The 16,694-nt window shown below is 37.8% G+C and carries 19 protein-coding genes; 1 reads left to right on the forward strand and 18 read right to left on the reverse strand.

The window, feature by feature from the left end; all coding sequences use genetic code 11:
- Window positions 1-5: 5 nt before the first annotated feature.
- Window positions 6-809: a 4-hydroxy-tetrahydrodipicolinate reductase gene (gene dapB, locus MLOOGBEN_RS03660; protein WP_179156921.1), complete on the reverse strand. Its 804-nt coding sequence runs from the start codon at window positions 807-809 to the stop codon at window positions 6-8.
- 6 nt (window positions 810-815) lie between these two features.
- Window positions 816-1,160, reverse strand: a complete 345-nt coding sequence (locus tag MLOOGBEN_RS03665; protein WP_179156922.1) for a nucleotide pyrophosphohydrolase — start codon at window positions 1,158-1,160, stop codon at window positions 816-818.
- A 182-nt stretch (window positions 1,161-1,342) separates the two neighbouring features.
- Here MLOOGBEN_RS03665 and MLOOGBEN_RS03670 point away from each other — a divergent pair, with 182 nt between their 5' ends.
- A complete protein-coding gene (locus tag MLOOGBEN_RS03670) occupies window positions 1,343-2,215 on the forward strand; it encodes a YitT family protein (protein WP_179156923.1) in 873 nt (290 codons plus the stop codon).
- A 157-nt stretch (window positions 2,216-2,372) separates the two neighbouring features.
- Here the strand turns inward: MLOOGBEN_RS03670 and ypjB are convergent, their stop codons facing one another.
- From ypjB to ndk, 16 genes are all read right to left on the reverse strand, one after another.
- The gene (ypjB, locus tag MLOOGBEN_RS03675; RefSeq protein ID WP_256988858.1) at window positions 2,373-3,167 is read right to left on the reverse strand and encodes a sporulation protein YpjB; all 795 of its coding nucleotides are present in this window, start codon (window positions 3,165-3,167) and stop codon (window positions 2,373-2,375) included.
- Window positions 3,168-3,246: 79 nt separating this feature from the next.
- Window positions 3,247-3,840, reverse strand: coding sequence for a lipoprotein heptaprenylglyceryl N-acetyltransferase LhaT (gene lhaT, locus MLOOGBEN_RS03680; protein ID WP_179157315.1), 594 nt, complete (start codon window positions 3,838-3,840; stop codon window positions 3,247-3,249).
- 75 nt (window positions 3,841-3,915) lie between these two features.
- Window positions 3,916-4,689 carry a menaquinol-cytochrome c reductase cytochrome b/c subunit gene (locus MLOOGBEN_RS03685; protein ID WP_179156924.1) on the reverse strand — a complete coding sequence of 258 codons (774 nt, stop codon included), beginning with the start codon at window positions 4,687-4,689 and terminating at the stop codon, window positions 3,916-3,918.
- Window positions 4,690-4,754: 65 nt separating this feature from the next.
- Complete coding sequence (gene qcrB, locus MLOOGBEN_RS03690) at window positions 4,755-5,429, reverse strand: menaquinol-cytochrome c reductase cytochrome b subunit (RefSeq protein WP_179156925.1); 675 nt, start codon at window positions 5,427-5,429, stop codon at window positions 4,755-4,757.
- A gap of 3 nt (window positions 5,430-5,432) precedes the next feature.
- Window positions 5,433-5,939 (reverse strand): QcrA and Rieske domain-containing protein, encoded by a 507-nt coding sequence (locus MLOOGBEN_RS03695; RefSeq protein WP_218781025.1) that lies wholly within the window; start codon window positions 5,937-5,939, stop codon window positions 5,433-5,435.
- 140 nt (window positions 5,940-6,079) lie between these two features.
- Entirely contained in the window at window positions 6,080-6,544 is a 465-nt protein-coding gene (locus MLOOGBEN_RS03700) for a YpiF family protein (RefSeq protein WP_179156926.1), read from the reverse strand.
- Between the two features lie 108 nt (window positions 6,545-6,652).
- Window positions 6,653-7,219, reverse strand: coding sequence for a ReoY family proteolytic degradation factor (locus tag MLOOGBEN_RS03705; RefSeq protein WP_179156927.1), 567 nt, complete (start codon window positions 7,217-7,219; stop codon window positions 6,653-6,655).
- Between the two features lie 35 nt (window positions 7,220-7,254).
- The gene (locus MLOOGBEN_RS03710) at window positions 7,255-8,520 is read right to left on the reverse strand and encodes a tetratricopeptide repeat protein (RefSeq protein ID WP_179156928.1); all 1,266 of its coding nucleotides are present in this window, start codon (window positions 8,518-8,520) and stop codon (window positions 7,255-7,257) included.
- Between the two features lie 30 nt (window positions 8,521-8,550).
- A complete protein-coding gene (locus MLOOGBEN_RS03715) occupies window positions 8,551-9,450 on the reverse strand; it encodes a hypothetical protein (RefSeq protein ID WP_179156929.1) in 900 nt (299 codons plus the stop codon).
- A gap of 106 nt (window positions 9,451-9,556) precedes the next feature.
- Window positions 9,557-10,846, reverse strand: coding sequence for a 3-phosphoshikimate 1-carboxyvinyltransferase (gene aroA / locus MLOOGBEN_RS03720; RefSeq protein WP_179156930.1), 1,290 nt, complete (start codon window positions 10,844-10,846; stop codon window positions 9,557-9,559).
- Between the two features lie 25 nt (window positions 10,847-10,871).
- Window positions 10,872-11,981, reverse strand: a complete 1,110-nt coding sequence (locus tag MLOOGBEN_RS03725) for a prephenate dehydrogenase (protein ID WP_179156931.1) — start codon at window positions 11,979-11,981, stop codon at window positions 10,872-10,874.
- Window positions 11,982-11,992: 11 nt separating this feature from the next.
- Window positions 11,993-13,105, reverse strand: coding sequence for a histidinol-phosphate transaminase (hisC, locus tag MLOOGBEN_RS03730; RefSeq protein ID WP_179156932.1), 1,113 nt, complete (start codon window positions 13,103-13,105; stop codon window positions 11,993-11,995).
- 42 nt (window positions 13,106-13,147) lie between these two features.
- Window positions 13,148-13,522, reverse strand: a complete 375-nt coding sequence (gene aroH / locus MLOOGBEN_RS03735; RefSeq protein WP_179156933.1) for a chorismate mutase — start codon at window positions 13,520-13,522, stop codon at window positions 13,148-13,150.
- A gap of 211 nt (window positions 13,523-13,733) precedes the next feature.
- Entirely contained in the window at window positions 13,734-14,804 is a 1,071-nt protein-coding gene (aroB, locus tag MLOOGBEN_RS03740; protein WP_179156934.1) for a 3-dehydroquinate synthase, read from the reverse strand.
- Entirely contained in the window at window positions 14,804-15,976 is a 1,173-nt protein-coding gene (gene aroC / locus MLOOGBEN_RS03745; protein ID WP_179157317.1) for a chorismate synthase, read from the reverse strand. The genes aroB and aroC overlap by 1 nt, the downstream gene beginning before the upstream one ends.
- Before the next feature lie 240 nt (window positions 15,977-16,216).
- Window positions 16,217-16,663 carry a nucleoside-diphosphate kinase gene (gene ndk, locus MLOOGBEN_RS03750; RefSeq protein ID WP_179156935.1) on the reverse strand — a complete coding sequence of 149 codons (447 nt, stop codon included), beginning with the start codon at window positions 16,661-16,663 and terminating at the stop codon, window positions 16,217-16,219.
- Window positions 16,664-16,694 lie beyond the last annotated feature (31 nt).

Below are 16,694 nucleotides of genomic sequence, written 5' to 3' on the forward strand. Positions count from 1 at the left end.
TGCTCCTATTCTAGAATATTTTCAAGTCCATATACAAAAAGGTCTTGCTTCATTACCGTCTCTACGGCTATTTTCACACCAGACATAAATGAGGCGCGATTATAGGAATCATGACGAATGGATAGCGTTTGACCACCTGAACCAAATAAAACCTGTTGATGGGCAACTAAGCCTGGCAATCTCACTGAGTGAATGTGCATTCCGTTGAACTCTGCACCCCTTGCACCACTTATTGTTTCTTTCTCATCAGGATGGCCCTGTTGTTTGAATTCTCTTACTGACGCAATCATTTCAGCAGTTTTAACAGCAGTCCCGGATGGAGCGTCAAGCTTTTGATCGTGGTGTAGTTCAATTATTTCAATATCATTAAAATATTTTGCAGCCATTTGTGAAAACTTCATCATTAAAACAGCGCCAAGTGCAAAATTTGGTGCTATTATACAGCCTAGTCCCTTTTCCTTACATATACCCTCCAACTCTTCTAAGTCAGCTTTTGTAAAACCAGTAGTACCCACCACAGGTCTCACATTATGATGAAGTGCTGTTCTGGCATGATGCATGCCAACTTCAGGTGTAGTTAGGTCAATTAATACATCACACTCAACATTTTGCAGGCACTGTTCAATGGTTGAATAAATAGGGACATTTTTCATTGAATGAAAACCCTCTAAGTCACTTAACATATGGCCATCGTGTTTATGGTCTACTGCTCCCACTAACTCAAAATGTTCCGTATTGGTTACCATTTTGACAGCTTCGCTCCCCATCCGTCCGCGTGGTCCCGCTATAATAATTTTCACCGTTTCCATACCTCTTCACTCCTCATCCTTCGTTTCTATCCTCGTCCAGCGGTCCTTGTCTCTGGTATTAAATTTATTCATGACATATTCGTGTGCTTCTTCCAAGTCAATATTTAATGAGTTGGCCAAACAAATAATAACAAAAAGAAGATCACCCAGCTCCTCCTCAATAGCCTTTTCCGTTTCGCTGGATTTCTTAGGCTTCTCACCATATTGATGATTGACTTCTCTAGCAAGCTCACCTAGCTCTTCCGTTAGCCGGGCTACCATTGCAAGCGGACTAAAATACCCTTCCTTGAATTGACTTATGTATGTATCTACATCCTTCTGCAGGTCTTTGATAGATTTGCCATTGACCACACATACTCACCTCTTTTAATAATTGTAAAACAACTATACTAAATACATTAGCTAAAAAAAGTTAGTTTTACAAATATTTTCGCATTAAGTATCACTTTCCAGCCTAAAATTGCTCTTCTACTATTAATTCGCTATAATAAAAGCCGCTGGCTAAGGAAAATTGTGGTAGAGGAGAAAAGAATATGATATTTGGACTTAAATTGAAAAACGTTTTATTTATTTTAATTGGAACAGCGATTATGTCTTTTGGACTGGTCAATTTTAATATGCAAAATAAACTTGCCGAAGGCGGCTTTACAGGTATAACTCTTCTTCTATACTTCATGTTCAAATGGGATCCATCTTATACAAACTTAATTTTAAATATCCCTCTCTTTTTTGTCGGCTGGAAATTACTCGGTAGAAATGCTTTTATTTACACACTTCTTGGCACGGTTGGTCTATCCGTTTTTTTATGGATATTCCAGCGTTATTCGATTGACATGCCGCTAAAAGATGACTTATTACTAGCTGCACTGTTTGCGGGTGTTTTTCTTGGAATTGGATTAGGAATTATCTTTCGCTATGGTGGTACGACAGGTGGAGTCGATATCATTGCACGACTGGTCCAGAAATATGCAGGTTGGAGCATGGGAAGGACTATGTTTATCTTTGATATTGGTGTGATCGCGGCCTCTGTTCTTACCTATCTCAATTATAAAGAGGCAATGTATACACTAGTAGCAGTATTTATTGGAGCTAGGGTTATTGATTTTATTCAAGAAGGTGCCTATACAGCAAGAGGTGCGATGATTGTTTCTGATAGAAATGATGATATCGCAAAAAAAATTATGGATGAAATGGAAAGAGGCGTTACTGTTCTAAAGGGATATGGTTCTTTTACTAAACTAGAGAGAGAAGTTTTGTACTGTGTTGTAGCTAAAAACGAAATCGTTCGTTTAAAAAATTTAATTACCTCAGTAGACCCACACGCGTTTGTTTCTGTCACTGTTGTCCATGATGTCCACGGAGAAGGATTTACACTAGATGAAAATAAAAAGCCTATTGAAATATAGAAAAGCGGAAGCGCCTTGCCCAGGGGCGACAGGCATAAGACGAGCCGGCGAGAAGGTTGCCTTTTAACCTTCTTGACGGATTGGCTTATGACCCCGAGCCCCTAGGCCGCTTGCGCTAGACAGCTAAAAAGCAATGTCCTGTTGGACATTGCTTTTATTAATCCTTATGAACGCTGGAACGGTTTTTTCTCATGTTCTTTTCACCCAGATATTTTCTCCAGCCAACATAAGATAAAGTTAGGATGATAATGCTGCCTGTAGAAATGATAACCCACCATAGTGATGGATCTGCCTCATCCTCATCCATATTATCAAATAGATTCTTTAAATCCATTTCAAGGCCTTCTAATTCCTCTTGGCTTTTTACATTACTAACAACCTCTGAACGGTATTCATCAATGAAATTGATACGAGCATCTATTTTTTGAATATTTTCTGCAGAGACATCAATTTTCATACTTGGATAAATAACATTATATAAGGACATAAAAGTATTAAAATTAGAGTGAAAATGTTCAGAATCACCTGTGCTGGCAGCAATTCTAGCTTCCTGGAAGGCAGTCATAATCTGATACTTCATCTCTGTCCAAAGTGGCTGATGGCTAGTAGCAATTGCGTCCACTACAAGACGGAACTTCGTAAGCTTTTGGACTCTTTCCTCATAATCCATATTTGAGCTGGCTGCTGCTTCCATTGCCTCATCATGGGATACGTTAATAATTCTTAATTCATCCATCGTAAAAGGATGTTCTTTGCTTTTGATATCCGTGAATTGCGCTGAAAAATAACTAAGCAGCTTTTTGCCATCTTCATATCTCTGAAATTTAATCATTTGCAGCGCTTCATCTGAGATATTATCTAGCTTCTCTATCGGTGTGTGCTGGTGAGCACTTACCGTCATGGGAGTGAGCATAATGACAATAACAAATATTAGCAACCATTTATACTTCAAACCTTGTCCCCCCTATCATTACTAATAAAATGTATGAAAGGGTGGACAAGGTTAGACCATCTTTTATCCTATCAATAAACTATTTTAGTTCTAGTTTAAATCGATTAGGGCGTATAACAAAATAATAGCCAATACCTACTGATACCATCGAAAGCCAAAAAGTAAAATAACCAATTTCTGGTGTAACCTCATTTAACATGTGGTATCGTGGCAGCATAAAAAATACGTAGTCAATAACATCATTATGTAATGTCCAAATCGCTGTGACTATTAGGTGCCACCATTTAAAACGATAAAAGGGAGAATACAATATGGCTTGAACTGCCATAGCAAAATGAGAGAAAATTAACATTACGCCAATCCAATCTAGCTCTCCCTGTGCGAAAAAGACTAGCAGATTCATTACGACAGCCCATATTCCATACTTAAATAAAGTAACAATTGCAAGTGCTTCCACAAGGGGCCAATTCTTTTTTAACAGGAAAGCGGCGACTACAAAGACAAAAAACAAGCTAGCAGTCGGGCTGTCTGGAACAAATATTAGAAAAATAGCTGGAGTCTCTTTTAATTGCCAGCCATACCACACATACCCGTAAATCGTTCCAGCAATATTGATAATCAACAACAGTAGTAAAAATGATTTATTTGCTAAGAGGGGATAAATCCATTTCACTTCTCTTCCTCTTTTCATTGATTTTATTAATAATAAAAGCTGACGTGATTCCGTCAGCTTTAAATTAATCATTTATTATTTCCCTAAGTTTGCGATGTATTCAGAAAGCTTTTTAAGCTGTTCGTCGTCACCTTTGAAAACTCCAGGAGGCATAGTACCTACACCTTCTTTTGCAATTTTTGCAATTTCATCAGCAGATAATCCAGTGCCAACTAAAGTTGGTGCACCTGCTCCACCCTGGAAGGCATCACCGTGACAAGATAAACAGGTATTATCTGAAGCAATTTTGTATTCTTCAGTTGTCTTGTCAATGTCAGCGGTTGCTACGATTTTACCATATTCTTTTGCTGCTTCCCAGTCATGGTTACTCGCGCCCTCCCATGTTAGGTAGGTGATACCAGCAATTGCCAGCAACATAAATCCAGTTGCCAACGGTCGCTTCGATGGACGACGTTCTGGTCCGCGATCTAAGAATGGAGCTAATAATAATGCTCCAAAAGCTAGTCCAGGGATAACCATAGCACCAACTACTGTATATGGTCCAGCAGCAAATTCATACTTCAGTAATTGATATAAGAACAAGAAATACCAGTCAGGCATTGGAACATATCCTGTATCTGATGGATCCGCAATCCTTTCAAGTGGACTAGGATGTGCAACTGTTAAACATAGTATCCCAACAAGAAATACTGCACCTACCAACCATTCTTTCAAAAGGAAGTTAGGCCAAAATGCCTCTGTTTTACCAGGGTATTCTGAGTAATCCTTTGGAATATTCTTTTTCGTACGGGCCTCAGGTGCCAATACACGTGAGTCACCGACGAACTTCATTCCTTTACCGCGATGCATCGAACAATCCCCCTCCTTTATTCGTAAATTAAGATTATTAATAGATCAGAATCAATTTAAGAGTATTATAGTGGTCCAGAAATACCCTGTTTACGAATCATCATGAAATGAGCTGCCATTAATCCAAATAAAGCAGCAGGTAAGAAGAACACGTGAATCGCAAAGAAACGAGTTAAGGTTTGAGCACCAACAATCGTCTCATGACCCGATAGTAACGTTTTCAGGTGTACACCAATAAACGGCACTGCTTCAATAATTTGCAATGTAACTTTTGTAGCGAACAACGCTTTCATATCCCAAGGTAATAAATAACCTGTTAAACCTAAAGCTAGCATGATGAAGAAAATAAGAACCCCAACAATCCAGTTTAGTTCACGAGGTTTTTTGTAAGCGCCTTGGAAGAAAACGCGTAATGTATGTAAGAACATCATTACAATAACTAAACTAGCACCCCAGTGGTGCATACCGCGTACGATTTGTCCGAAGGCTACCTGATTTTGAAGGTAGAATACAGACTCCCATGCGTTTTTAATATCCGGTACATAATACATCGTTAAGAACATACCAGATAGAATTTGAATTACAGTAACAAAGAATGTCATACCGCCAAAGCAGTAAACAAACGCAGAAAAGTGATGCGCAGGATTGACATGCTCAGGTACTTCATGATCTGCGATATCGCGCCACAAAGGCGTAATATCTAAACGTTCATCTACCCAATCGTAAATTTTGTTTAACAATGATTACGCCTCCTTTTTCTTAGGCTCAGCTTTACCTAAATAAAGTAAACCGTCTTTTTCTTGGAATGGGTACACATCCAGCGGTGCAATTGGCGGAGTTCCCTTAACGTTTGTTCCATCCTTTGTATACCTTCCAAAGTGACATGGACAGAAGAATTCATCAGAATGATCCCCAGTACCCCAGCCAACCGTACAACCTAAGTGTTTACATACAGGAGATAGGGCAACTATGTTATCCTGTTCATCCTTATAAACCCAGGCAGTATTTGAAACGTCTGAAGTATACCAAGCATCCTTTTGCTCAAACGTGAAATCAACTCGTTGTGGTTCATTTGTAATGTCGGAAATTTTCAATGGAGTTGCAATAAAATCTCCACCTGCTTCCGCCGTTAATACTGGATCAACTGCAAAACGAACCATTGGCATTAACATTCCTGCCGCCATAAACCCTCCTACACCTGTAAGTGTGTAGGTTAAAAATTGTCTTCTTGATACGCGATGCTTACTCATGCTTATCCCCCCTCTATTCACAAGTTAAGTCCATCGGACATAAATTAAACACATATAAAACTAGGACATAACAATGATATATCAAACTTTTTCCTAGGTCAATATCATACTATTTTAAAAACATGTTATTCAGAAAAGAATTATTCCTTTTCACTCCATTTTTGCGTAAAAAGACTTAACAACTGCTTCACTTGGCTCTCAATCATTGAAATCTTTTGTTGATCATTCAGATGCTCAAGCGGCAGAGACGGAAGCCAAATTAATGAGCCGGCAAGCTCCTTCTCATATATTTTCCAATCACTCTCTGAAGTTATGTAAAAAATATGCTTAAATTCGTTCCTCTTAATATTTTCTTCCCATTTCTTCATCTGCTTTATTATGTCTTCTGGTTTATCACTCTTTAGGTATGTAAAAGGTGGAAGTAACAATAGTCTTCCAGTAAATTGTCTTTCTAAGTAACTGGTAAGTAACGTAATAAATTCAGCACTTGAGGCTGATTGCTTCATTTCATTCCCAAATGAAACCGAGTATAAGGGAATGACTGCTGTATCAACGTATTCCTTTGCAGTTAAATATGTTTCTATATCCTTTGAAACCCACTTCATTTATGACACCAGCCCTTTTCACATCATTACTTCTATCATATCACTTTTTCAAAAAAACATAAAAGGAAATAGGGAAAAGAATTCTATATATAAAAAATGGAAGCCTGCTTATCGCAGGCTTCCGTTTTTCTCTGTTTCTTTTAGTTGATTTAGCTTTTCAGTTAATGCGCGAAAAGCTGTTTTATCCTGCTTATCAAGTGCTTCATCAATTAGTTGAAGCAACTTCTCCCGTTGAAACCGCTCAATGCTGTTTTGTAAAAATTGTTCTGCTACAATACCGTCTTTTTCATTTACTTGCAGGTGCTTTGGTACAAATGGGTTTTCCTCTAATACGGCTGCATATTGATGCGCTTGATTAGAAGCATGAAAGTTTAATTGAATAAAAATATCTTCGTCACGATTTAACCGAATATCATGGAAGGATTTTTCAGCATCAGTGGTCATTACATTCTCTTTATAAAAGCGAAATGGTACTTTATCTACGCAGTGAGTTGACATGATCAGACCACGTGGACAATACTGTGCTTGCTCTACAAAATGAACCTTCTCCATTAATTGGTCGTGACTCATTAAATAATTAAGAATCCAAACACACTCTCTTCTTTTTAATTGATAATGATTTAAAAACCAACGAATAAAGTCCTTTTTCTCGTTGACAGAAACAGGGGTTGCCATATATAGTTTCCCTCCTCTGTATATTCAGCTTTTTATTAATTCTCTCTACTTAATAGACGGTCAAGCAAATCAGCATACTCTCCATTTGTTGGATCACCTTTTTGTAACTGTTTAAAAATTTCGGCAGCAAGGTCGGTTTTTCCTTCCTCAATTAGAAAATAACCGTAATCGTTCAAAAAAGCTTCATTATTCTTAAAAAAAGTATATGCACTTTCATATTTGTCTAATGCATTGGAATATTCCTCTAACCTTTCATATGCTAGGGCAGAGTCCCAAAGGAGCTGGGGTTCCTCATCATCTACAAAGTCTAGCTGGGAGATTAAATCAATTACTGCTTCATACCTTTCTTGGTGAAAAAAGAGCTTATTTAGTGTTAGCGCTGCTTCAGTGAAACCTGGATCTAATGCAAGTGCCTCACGGAAGTACTGTTCAGCTAACTCAGGTTTTGCAAGCTTAATGGCAATTTTACCACCAAAGAAATATAAATCTTTATTAAATTCATCCTGCTTAATGCCTTCTTGAATCGCCGTTAGACTATTTTCAAGTTCTTCTTCCCGTTCATACGCCTTTGCTAGATGTAAGTAAAGGGAATGGTATTCTGGGTCAAGCCCTTTTAATTCCTCGAATTTCTCAATTGAAGTCCGATTATATCCTGCTTGAAGTGCTGTAAAGGCATATCCAAACAGCGTATTAATTTCTAATTTCTCATCAATTGCTTTGTCATAATAGGCTAATGCTTCTTCAAATTCCCCCGAGGCACTCAAAAGCTCTGCCATTCGTTGAAAAATGCTTACACCAGCAATTTCGTGATACTCCTTTAGAACTGCTTCATATGAAATCAATGCCTTTGTAACTTCTCCTATTTCACTGTAGAGTTCACCTAAGGCGAAATCAATGATAACCTCATCTGGCAGGATATCTTTAGCTTTCTGCAACTTTCTTTCACATACCTCATATAATCCTTGAACTTGATATAAGTCTGCTAAAAGCAAGAGAGATTGTCCAAAGCTGGGGTCGTGTTCGGAGATTTTTTCTAATTCTAGAATTGCTTGTTCCTCATTCCCAGACTCCACTAATATTTCAGCTAGTAAGACGAGGAGTTCTCCCTCTTCAGGATAGATAGCCAAAAGATTTTCGACTAGCGCCTTTGATTCATCTAAGAATCCAAACTGAAACATTTCTTCTGCAAGGATGAATTTTTCATCGGGCTGACCTTTGGTTAATACAACATTATATTCATTTATGGCTTCAATATGTTGACCGCTTTCCAACATTGAGATAATTTTATTTATTCTGTCCATGTTCTCTATCCTCTCGGTTCCCTTGATTGACTATAATGCAAAATAAGATGGGGTACGCACCCTAACATATTCTCCATATCCTGGTTTAAATAAAACCTCTTCCCCTGCTCGTATTACTTTTCCCTTGTTTACTGTTACTACAAGTCTATTACTATGATAAAGAAATAAAGCCGCTGTATCAACATTCATGATTTCTCTAGCCTTAATATATAAATTATAGCTTACTTCTGCTCCATGCAGTAAGCTTGCCTTTTGTGGATATAAGCCCATTTTGTTTAACACTTGAAGTGACAACGGTTGATTCTCTCTTAGTTCCTCATATATTGCGGGTATTTTTTCACTTTCCATTATTCCTTTCCATTTCGACACAGCACCCCTTGCTTCCTTCTTTCCTTCATTAGAAAATATTGGAACAAGTGGACAATTATACGGAAAAAGAGCTTCCCTAATCCAACCCCAAGGAATTTTAGTTAGTTCACTGAAATGATCAACATCTATAAAAATTGCAGGAACTCTTTCTTTCTTACACTTCCTAATGAATGAAGGAGTTAAAAGGCGCAGAGGAATTTTAACACTAATAAGAAAGTCAATTGGACTACTCATAAGTGTCGTTTTTGTTTCATTTATCTTTTTTGTTAATTCACTTTCGTAAGAAATCGAAATATAGGTAAGTAAGGTGGTACACCCTTTCAAAAGGAAATTCTCAATCATATATTTCCGAAATTCCTTAAAGGAAGCATTTAGAGGGATACTTGAATCTAAAAGCACATAAGATGGGGTCATAATAAAAGATTCTGCATTCATTTTCATTAATTTCTTATGATGAATTTGAGCATATTTTGCAGCTATGTGGTTTCCTTTAATCAACAACGATGATTTTGTAAGTTCAGTTTCCTTAAGAATGTTGGCATTTTCAATAATATACTCCATCCTACCACCCCTTCCTAGCTTTAAAGTTCTTAAGACAAGCTATGAGCCAATCTTAAAAACTATGACAGGAAAATACAGACTCAAAAAAAGCTGCCAAGTGGCAGCTTTATTTTTTCAAGCTATTAAGATGGCTGAAAAAGTTAGGGTAAGAAACCGAAATGGCCTCTGGGTTTTCAAGTTGAACTTCGTCCTTACATAGCAGTGAAGCAATCGCTAGCATCATTCCGATTCTATGGTCACCATGACTGGACACGGTTCCGCCTCTAAGAGTAGTTCCGCCATGAATAATCATTCCATCCTCAGTAGCTTCTATTGAAGCTCCAAGTTTCGATAATTCCTGCACAACCGTATCAATTCGATTTGTTTCTTTGACTTTAAGCTCAGATGCATCTTTTATAATTGTGGTTCCTTCTGCTTGTGTAGCTAATAAGGCAATGATTGGGATTTCATCAATTAGTCTTGGGATCACATCACCTTCAATGACTGTTCCTTTAAGACTTGATGTTTTAATCGTAATATTTCCAGCTGGTTCAAAAGCATCTTCATCATGGTTATGAATTTCTAAATTGGCACCCATTTGATTCATGACCTCGATGATGCCCGTTCTAGTCGGATTTAGTCCTACATTCATAAGGACAATTTCACTATCAGGAACAATTGCACCGGCAACTAGGAAAAAAGCTGCTGAAGAAATATCTCCAGGAACTAGAATATCAGAGGCTTTCAGCTTTTGACCGCCTTTTACCGTAATTGTAAGATTATCCTTCCCGACTTCACCACCAAATTTCCGAATCATTCTTTCGGTATGATCTCGCGATTCTGCTTTTTCGATTATGATTGTTTCTCCCTCGGCTTGAAGACCTGCAAGAATTAGCGCAGATTTCACCTGAGCACTAGCAACAGGCATGTTATAGTGAATGTGATTTAAATGTCCACCGCGAATACTAAGGGGAGTAAATTCTCCATTCTTACGACCATCAATTTGCGCACCCATTGTTCTAAGTGGCTCCGTCACTCTTGTCATAGGTCTTTTGCCAATCGAGTGATCACCTATGAGTGAAGAGAAGAATGGTCTTCCCGCTAAAATCCCTAATAATAATCGAATGGTTGTTCCAGAATTCCCAACATCCAATATCTCATTAGGTTCCTTTAATCCATCAAATCCGTTTCCATGGATAGTTAATTCATTCTCATTTTCTTCAATTACGACTCCTAACTTTCGAAAACAAGAAATTGTACTTAAACAATCATCGCCTGGCAGAAAATTTGTCACCCTTGTTACACCTTGGGCTATAGAACCAAACATAACTGAACGATGTGAAATTGATTTATCACCGGGTATTTCAATCATACCCCTTAAACCATTCATAGTTGGCTGCAATTCTATTAATTCCATTTCATCACCTATATTCCAAATCAAATTATGTTCCAATTGAGGTCGCGTAGCTTGAGCAGTTATGAATACACTTTTCTGCCCGCTGGCGGTCCTCTTCTGTTTGAAAACTAATTACAAGGACTCCGTAGATTTCGTCCTCTCGAGTTTCTAATATCCGAATATTTGTTATACTTATATTTTCTTTTGCCAGGTATCCTGTAACCTCAGAAACCACACCAGGGTAGTCCGGAACATCAACAAATAGATCGTAAAATGAAGGAATTGCTCCTTTTTCTCTTACAGGCAAGCCATCCCGGTATTGCTTAGCCTGCTGAAAATAATGGAAAATTCCACCACTATCTTCCTGCTCGAGTAACACCTTAACCCAATCCATTTCTTCCTTCCATTTATCAATTAACTCTATCAAAACCTCACGATTATGCAGTAAAATATCCTTCCACATTGCTGGGCTGCTAGAAGCAATCCTAGTAATATCTCTAAACCCTCCTGCTGCTAATCGCGGAATAAGACTCTCTTCTCCAGCTAACCTCTCTGTTTGACGCACTATAGAGGCTGCAATGATATGAGGGAAATGGCTGACGATACCTGTTAAATAATCATGGGTTTCCGGTGTCACACTTAAGAATTTCGCATTTGTGCCATTGAGCCATGTCTTCAACATTTCCACTTTGGAGTTTTCAACATGTTCCTCTGGTGTTAGGAGATAAAAGGCATTTTCAAAAAGGATTTCTTTTGCAGCTGACACACCACTTTTATGTGACCCAGCCATCGGATGACCTCCGATAAAGGTGTATCCTTTTTTCATAAGGCTTGCAGCATTAGCAACTATTTTACTTTTTGTACTTCCGGTGTCAGTAATGATTACATCTGGATTTAACGATTGATCTGACAATAAGTGAATAATCGCTTCCGTTTCGATTACTGGTGCGGAAATAATAATTAAATCTGCGGCTTTAGCACCTTCTGCTATATGATCAGCCACTTCATCAATAACTCCTAGCATTTTAGCAAGCCTAGCCTGTTCTTGATGAATATCATAGCCTATTATGATAGCGTCTTTATGCTCTTTCTTAATACATAAAGCTAAAGAACCGCCAATTAACCCAAGCCCAATAACAAAAACTCGGCCTTTCATTGGTAGTCCGCCTACTTTCCACTGAGCTTAGCTGTATTTTGTTGTGTTAAAAATTCACCTAGTGCTTTTAACACACCTTCATTTTGTTCATCTGAACCAACAGTAATTCTTAATGAAGAAGGGAATCCTAATGCTTTTCCAGATCTAACGATGTAACCTTTTTCTAATAGAAATTGAAATCCTTGATCAGCATCGGCATTAATATCTATTAAAACAAAATTTGTTTGAGAAGGATAAAACTCTAGTTCGTGTTGTTCGCAGAATTCATAAAATTTAGTCAAACCTTGTCTGTTTTTCTCTTTGCAATTTTCGACAAACTCTTGATCTCCAAGAGCAGCTATAGCTGCAATCTGTCCAAATGAATTAACATTGAACGGTTCTCTTGCAGGTTCAAGTGCTTGAATTATTGAACGGTTGGCAACACCATAGCCAACTCTTAATGAAGCAAGTCCGTATATTTTAGAAAATGTTCGTAACACAATTAAATTTGGATATTTGCCTGTTAATTCAATTGAATCATAGTAATCATCAGCAACTACGTATTCATAATAGGCCTCATCCAACACAACTAAAACATGGGATGGAACTTGATCTAAAAAGGCAATCAATTTATTTTCTGCTACATATGTACCTGTAGGATTATTAGGGCTGCAAACCCAGACAACATTGGTATTTTCATCAATAGCAGCAAACATTTGTTCTAAATCATGTTCACCATTAAGTAATGGAATTTCCCTAATCTCTGCTCCTTCAATTACAGCATTATGCTTGTATTGGGAAAAAGAAGGTGTCGCCATTACCGTATTAGCCCCTGGATGTAATAATGACCTTGAAATAATTTGGATAATGTTATCCGAACCATTCCCAAATATTAATTCATCTTGACTTACATTTAAGAAAGTAGCTACAGATTCCCTTAAAGTGGTCATGTAGCCATCAGGGTAAATAGCAAAGCCTGGTTGATTGTTTTTTAGTGCAGAAAGTACTTTATTTGAACACCCAAACGGATTTTCGTTTGAGGCTAGCTTAACAATCTGTTCTAAATTATATTGTTTTTTAACTGACTCAATTGATTTACCTGGCTGATATGGAGTCAGTGTTAATAACTGCTTTTTCCATCTCATTTATCTCCACTCCATCCTAAAGATGATATATTATAATGCTGTCTATTTAGCCAAGGTATTACCTAAATCAGGTCTTAATACCTTTGCCCCCCCTAAATAAACATGCACAATTTCTTCCTGTGTTACAGCCGTATTTACATGCATCATAACTCTAACGCACATTTCCAAAGAATTTGGCACTGGCAATTCTCTCATACACATAACAGGGACGTAGGTCCAGCCGGCAAATTTACGCAGTGCTTTTGCTGGAAAAACAGCGTTTAAGTCTTCTGTTGTTGAAATAAAAACAGATGCTACCTGCTCAGGTAGAATATTGTTTTCATCAATCAATTTTTTTACAAGCCCTTCTGTTGCAGATACGATTGCTTCCTCGGTATTGCAATCAACGGTGATTGCTCCCCTCACCCCTCTAATCATATGAAAAGCACCCCTTGTTTTTAGTAGCTCTTTTCTTAAACTTTGTTGCTTTTGGAGACGAAAAGCGCTTGAATGAACTATGATATGTTGCAAAAAGGCCTTTCATTTTAAGAAAAGAGCTTTCAAACTTTATTTCAAACATAAATATAGGTTGTTTCTCGTTAAAATCGGCTTTTGGATTTTAACAACAATGTTTACGAAAATAGCCTTATTAAAAATTCTTGAGCTGATCTACTAGAAAATCATCCGAAAGCTCGTGAAGTTTCGGTTTCCCTATTTGCTCTAACAATACAAACTTTACTGAACCACCTGCAGACTTTTTATCCTGCTTCATTTTTGAAAGTAAATGCTCAACCGATAAATGTGCTGGTATTTCTGTTTGGTACCCAAGCCCTCGAACCCAGGTAATAAATTCTTCTGTATTAAAGGATAGTCCTGAAACCTCTTTACTGACCTTTAACGCAAAAATCATACCAATCATTATAGCTTCACCATGAGTAAAATTACCATAGCCCATTTCTGCTTCAATTGCATGTCCTAATGTATGTCCAAAATTCAAATAAGCTCGAATTCCTGTCTCTTTTTCATCCTTTGAGACAAATTCGTTTTTTATTTGAATTCCCTTTGTAAGGGATTCAAATAATTGTTCAGTAGTTAAAGAGTTAAGATTATTGATATCTGATTTTAACCTTTTATAAAAGCTAACATCGTAAATAAGTGCATGTTTAATAACCTCTGCAAAACCAGAACGAATTTCCTGCTCAGGCAGTGTATGGAGTAATTCTAAATCATAAAAAACAGCCTCAGGCTGATGAAAAGCCCCAATCATATTTTTTCCTAAAGGATGATTAATAGCAACTTTTCCCCCAACTGCACTATCATGAGCAAGGATGGTAGTTGGAACTTGGATAAATGGTATTCCCCTCATAAACGCTGAAGCAACAAAACCAGATAAGTCACCTACTGCACCACCGCCAAAAGCGAGTATGGCAGATTTTCGATCTAGACGGTTTTCTAATGCCACGGATAAGGCGTCATAGAAGACTTCGAACGTTTTTGCTTTTTCACCACTAGGAGCAGTAAACACAACTGGATTCCATTCAGTTAAAAAGGGTAATACTTTATCAAGATGAATCCTGCCAACTGTTTTATCTGTAATAATTAATATTCTAGTCAGATTTGTAAAATGATTCTTTAAAAAAGTACTTATTTCACTTCTTACGCCTTCACCTACAAACACATTATAGCTTTTGGAACTTGTTTGAATTTCAATGGCTTTCATTAAAATTCCCTCGCATATTCACGCTGACGGTTAATTTCAGCAGCAAATGTCTCGAACCGATCACTATAAAATTGATCAATAAGAGAATTAGCAAGCTCCCATGCGACCACATTTTCTGCCACTACCGCTGCTGCAGGAACAGCACAGCTGTCAGAACGCTCTACACTTGCAGAAAATGGCTCCTTACTATCGATGTCAACGCTCATGAGTGGCTTATATAGCGTTGGAATTGGCTTCATTACTCCTCGAACGACAATTGGCATACCTGTTGTCATACCGCCTTCAAAACCGCCTAGACGGTTCGTCTTTCGCGTATAACCATTATCTTCGTCCCAAACAATCTCATCATGCACTTCACTTCCAGGCTTTCTTGCAGCTTCAAAGCCTATTCCAAACTCTACACCTTTAAAGGCATTAATACTTATTATCGCTGCTGCGAGCTTTGCATCCAATTTTCTATCATATTGCACATAGCTTCCTATTCCTGAAGGCATACCTGAAGCAATGACTTCAACAACTCCACCAATTGAATCACCATTTTTCTTAGCATTATCAATCGCATCCATCATTTCCTGTTCTACACTAGGGTCTGCACAGCGTACAGATGAAAGCTCCGTTCTTTCCTTTATCTCTTCAATTGATAAATTTGTATTTGGCTTGGCTTTAATGCCGCCAATTTCAACAACATGGGAAACAAGTGTAACACCGACTAGCGATAATAGTTTCTTAGCAACTGCACCGGCTGCTACTCTTACAGTAGTTTCTCGTGCAGATGAACGCTCAAGAACATTTCTCATATCTCGATGACCATACTTTATAGCTCCGTTTAAATCTGCATGTCCTGGTCTTGGACGAGTTATTTTTCGTTTTACTTCATCCTCTTGTCCCTCTAATAATGGGTCTGCTCCCATAATTTTCGTCCAATGCTTCCAGTCATTATTCTTTACTACTAGAGCAACTGGAGATCCAAGTGTTTCCCCATGTCGTACTCCAGATGTGATTTCAACTGTATCCTTTTCAATTTGCATTCGCCTGCCGCGGCCGTATCCCTGCTGCCTTCTTGCAAGCTCTGTATTAATATCCTCAGCTAATAATGGCATTCCTGCTGGCAGTCCCTCTAGTATTGTTGTTAATTGCGGACCGTGTGATTCTCCAGCTGTTAAATATCTCATTCCCATTACACTTTCCCCCTTCAACTCATTAAAGGATTTTTATCAATATACCATAATTAGACTAATAAACCTAGTATAATTATCTGAAAATAGCATAAATTGATAGATGATTATTTATTTAATGATAATAACAGTTACCCCATTTGTACACTATTGTTTTTGAAATATTTTAATCATTTTTATGTATGCGCATACAAAAAAGGCACCTGTATATGCATACAAGTGCCTTTTATCTCTAAATTAGTAAATCCATTCGTTAACTAGTTTAGAGTACTCAACAACGCCGCCATCTTTAAAAAATAATCCAATTTCACGCTCTGCACTTGCAGGTGAATCTGAACCGTGAATAACATTCTTGCCAACTGTTAAGCCAAAGTCGCCACGGATTGTACCTTGTGCAGCATCTTTAGGATTTGTTGACCCCATCATTTGACGCGCAGTAGCAATCACATTTTCACCTTGCCAAACCATAGCAAAAACAGGACCAGATGTGATGAAATCTACTAATTCACCAAAGAATGGACGTTCTTTGTGCTCACCATAGTGCTCCTCAGCAAGTTCAGTCGGAATGCTCATTAATTTAGCGCCAACTAATTGGAAGCCCTTTTTTTCAAAACGAGCAACGATTTCTCCGATTAAATTACGTTGTACACCATCAGGCTTCACCATTAAAAATGTTTTTTCCATGAATTCCACTCCTAGTTATGTATGTATATGG

The organism is Bacillus sp. EB106-08-02-XG196, from assembly GCF_013396335.1.
In the GTDB taxonomy this organism is placed as follows: Bacteria; Bacillota; Bacilli; order Bacillales; family Cytobacillaceae; genus Neobacillus.

Bases quoted from the DNA above. Each gene is read 5' to 3' on its own strand.
- aroH (WP_179156933.1), bottom strand. From the start codon at position 13,522: ATGATTAGAGGGGTGAGGGGAGCAATCACCGTTGATTGCAATACCGAG.
- hisC (WP_179156932.1), bottom strand. From the start codon at position 13,105: ATGAGATGGAAAAAGCAGTTATTAACACTGACTCCATATCAGCCAGGT.
- MLOOGBEN_RS03685 (WP_179156924.1), bottom strand. From the start codon at position 4,689: ATGCATCGCGGTAAAGGAATGAAGTTCGTCGGTGACTCACGTGTATTG.
- aroC (WP_179157317.1), bottom strand. From the start codon at position 15,976: ATGAGATATTTAACAGCTGGAGAATCACACGGTCCGCAATTAACAACA.
- MLOOGBEN_RS03710 (WP_179156928.1), bottom strand. From the start codon at position 8,520: ATGGACAGAATAAATAAAATTATCTCAATGTTGGAAAGCGGTCAACAT.
- aroB (WP_179156934.1), bottom strand. From the start codon at position 14,804: ATGAAAGCCATTGAAATTCAAACAAGTTCCAAAAGCTATAATGTGTTT.
- ndk (WP_179156935.1), bottom strand. From the start codon at position 16,663: ATGGAAAAAACATTTTTAATGGTGAAGCCTGATGGTGTACAACGTAAT.
- MLOOGBEN_RS03725 (WP_179156931.1), bottom strand. From the start codon at position 11,981: ATGAAAGGCCGAGTTTTTGTTATTGGGCTTGGGTTAATTGGCGGTTCT.
- MLOOGBEN_RS03700 (WP_179156926.1), bottom strand. From the start codon at position 6,544: ATGAAGTGGGTTTCAAAGGATATAGAAACATATTTAACTGCAAAGGAA.
- dapB (WP_179156921.1), bottom strand. From the start codon at position 809: ATGGAAACGGTGAAAATTATTATAGCGGGACCACGCGGACGGATGGGG.
- MLOOGBEN_RS03705 (WP_179156927.1), bottom strand. From the start codon at position 7,219: ATGGCAACCCCTGTTTCTGTCAACGAGAAAAAGGACTTTATTCGTTGG.
- MLOOGBEN_RS03670 (WP_179156923.1), top strand. From the start codon at position 1,343: ATGATATTTGGACTTAAATTGAAAAACGTTTTATTTATTTTAATTGGA.
- MLOOGBEN_RS03715 (WP_179156929.1), bottom strand. From the start codon at position 9,450: ATGGAGTATATTATTGAAAATGCCAACATTCTTAAGGAAACTGAACTT.
- aroA (WP_179156930.1), bottom strand. From the start codon at position 10,846: ATGGAATTAATAGAATTGCAGCCAACTATGAATGGTTTAAGGGGTATG.
- MLOOGBEN_RS03695 (WP_218781025.1), bottom strand. From the start codon at position 5,939: ATGAGTAAGCATCGCGTATCAAGAAGACAATTTTTAACCTACACACTT.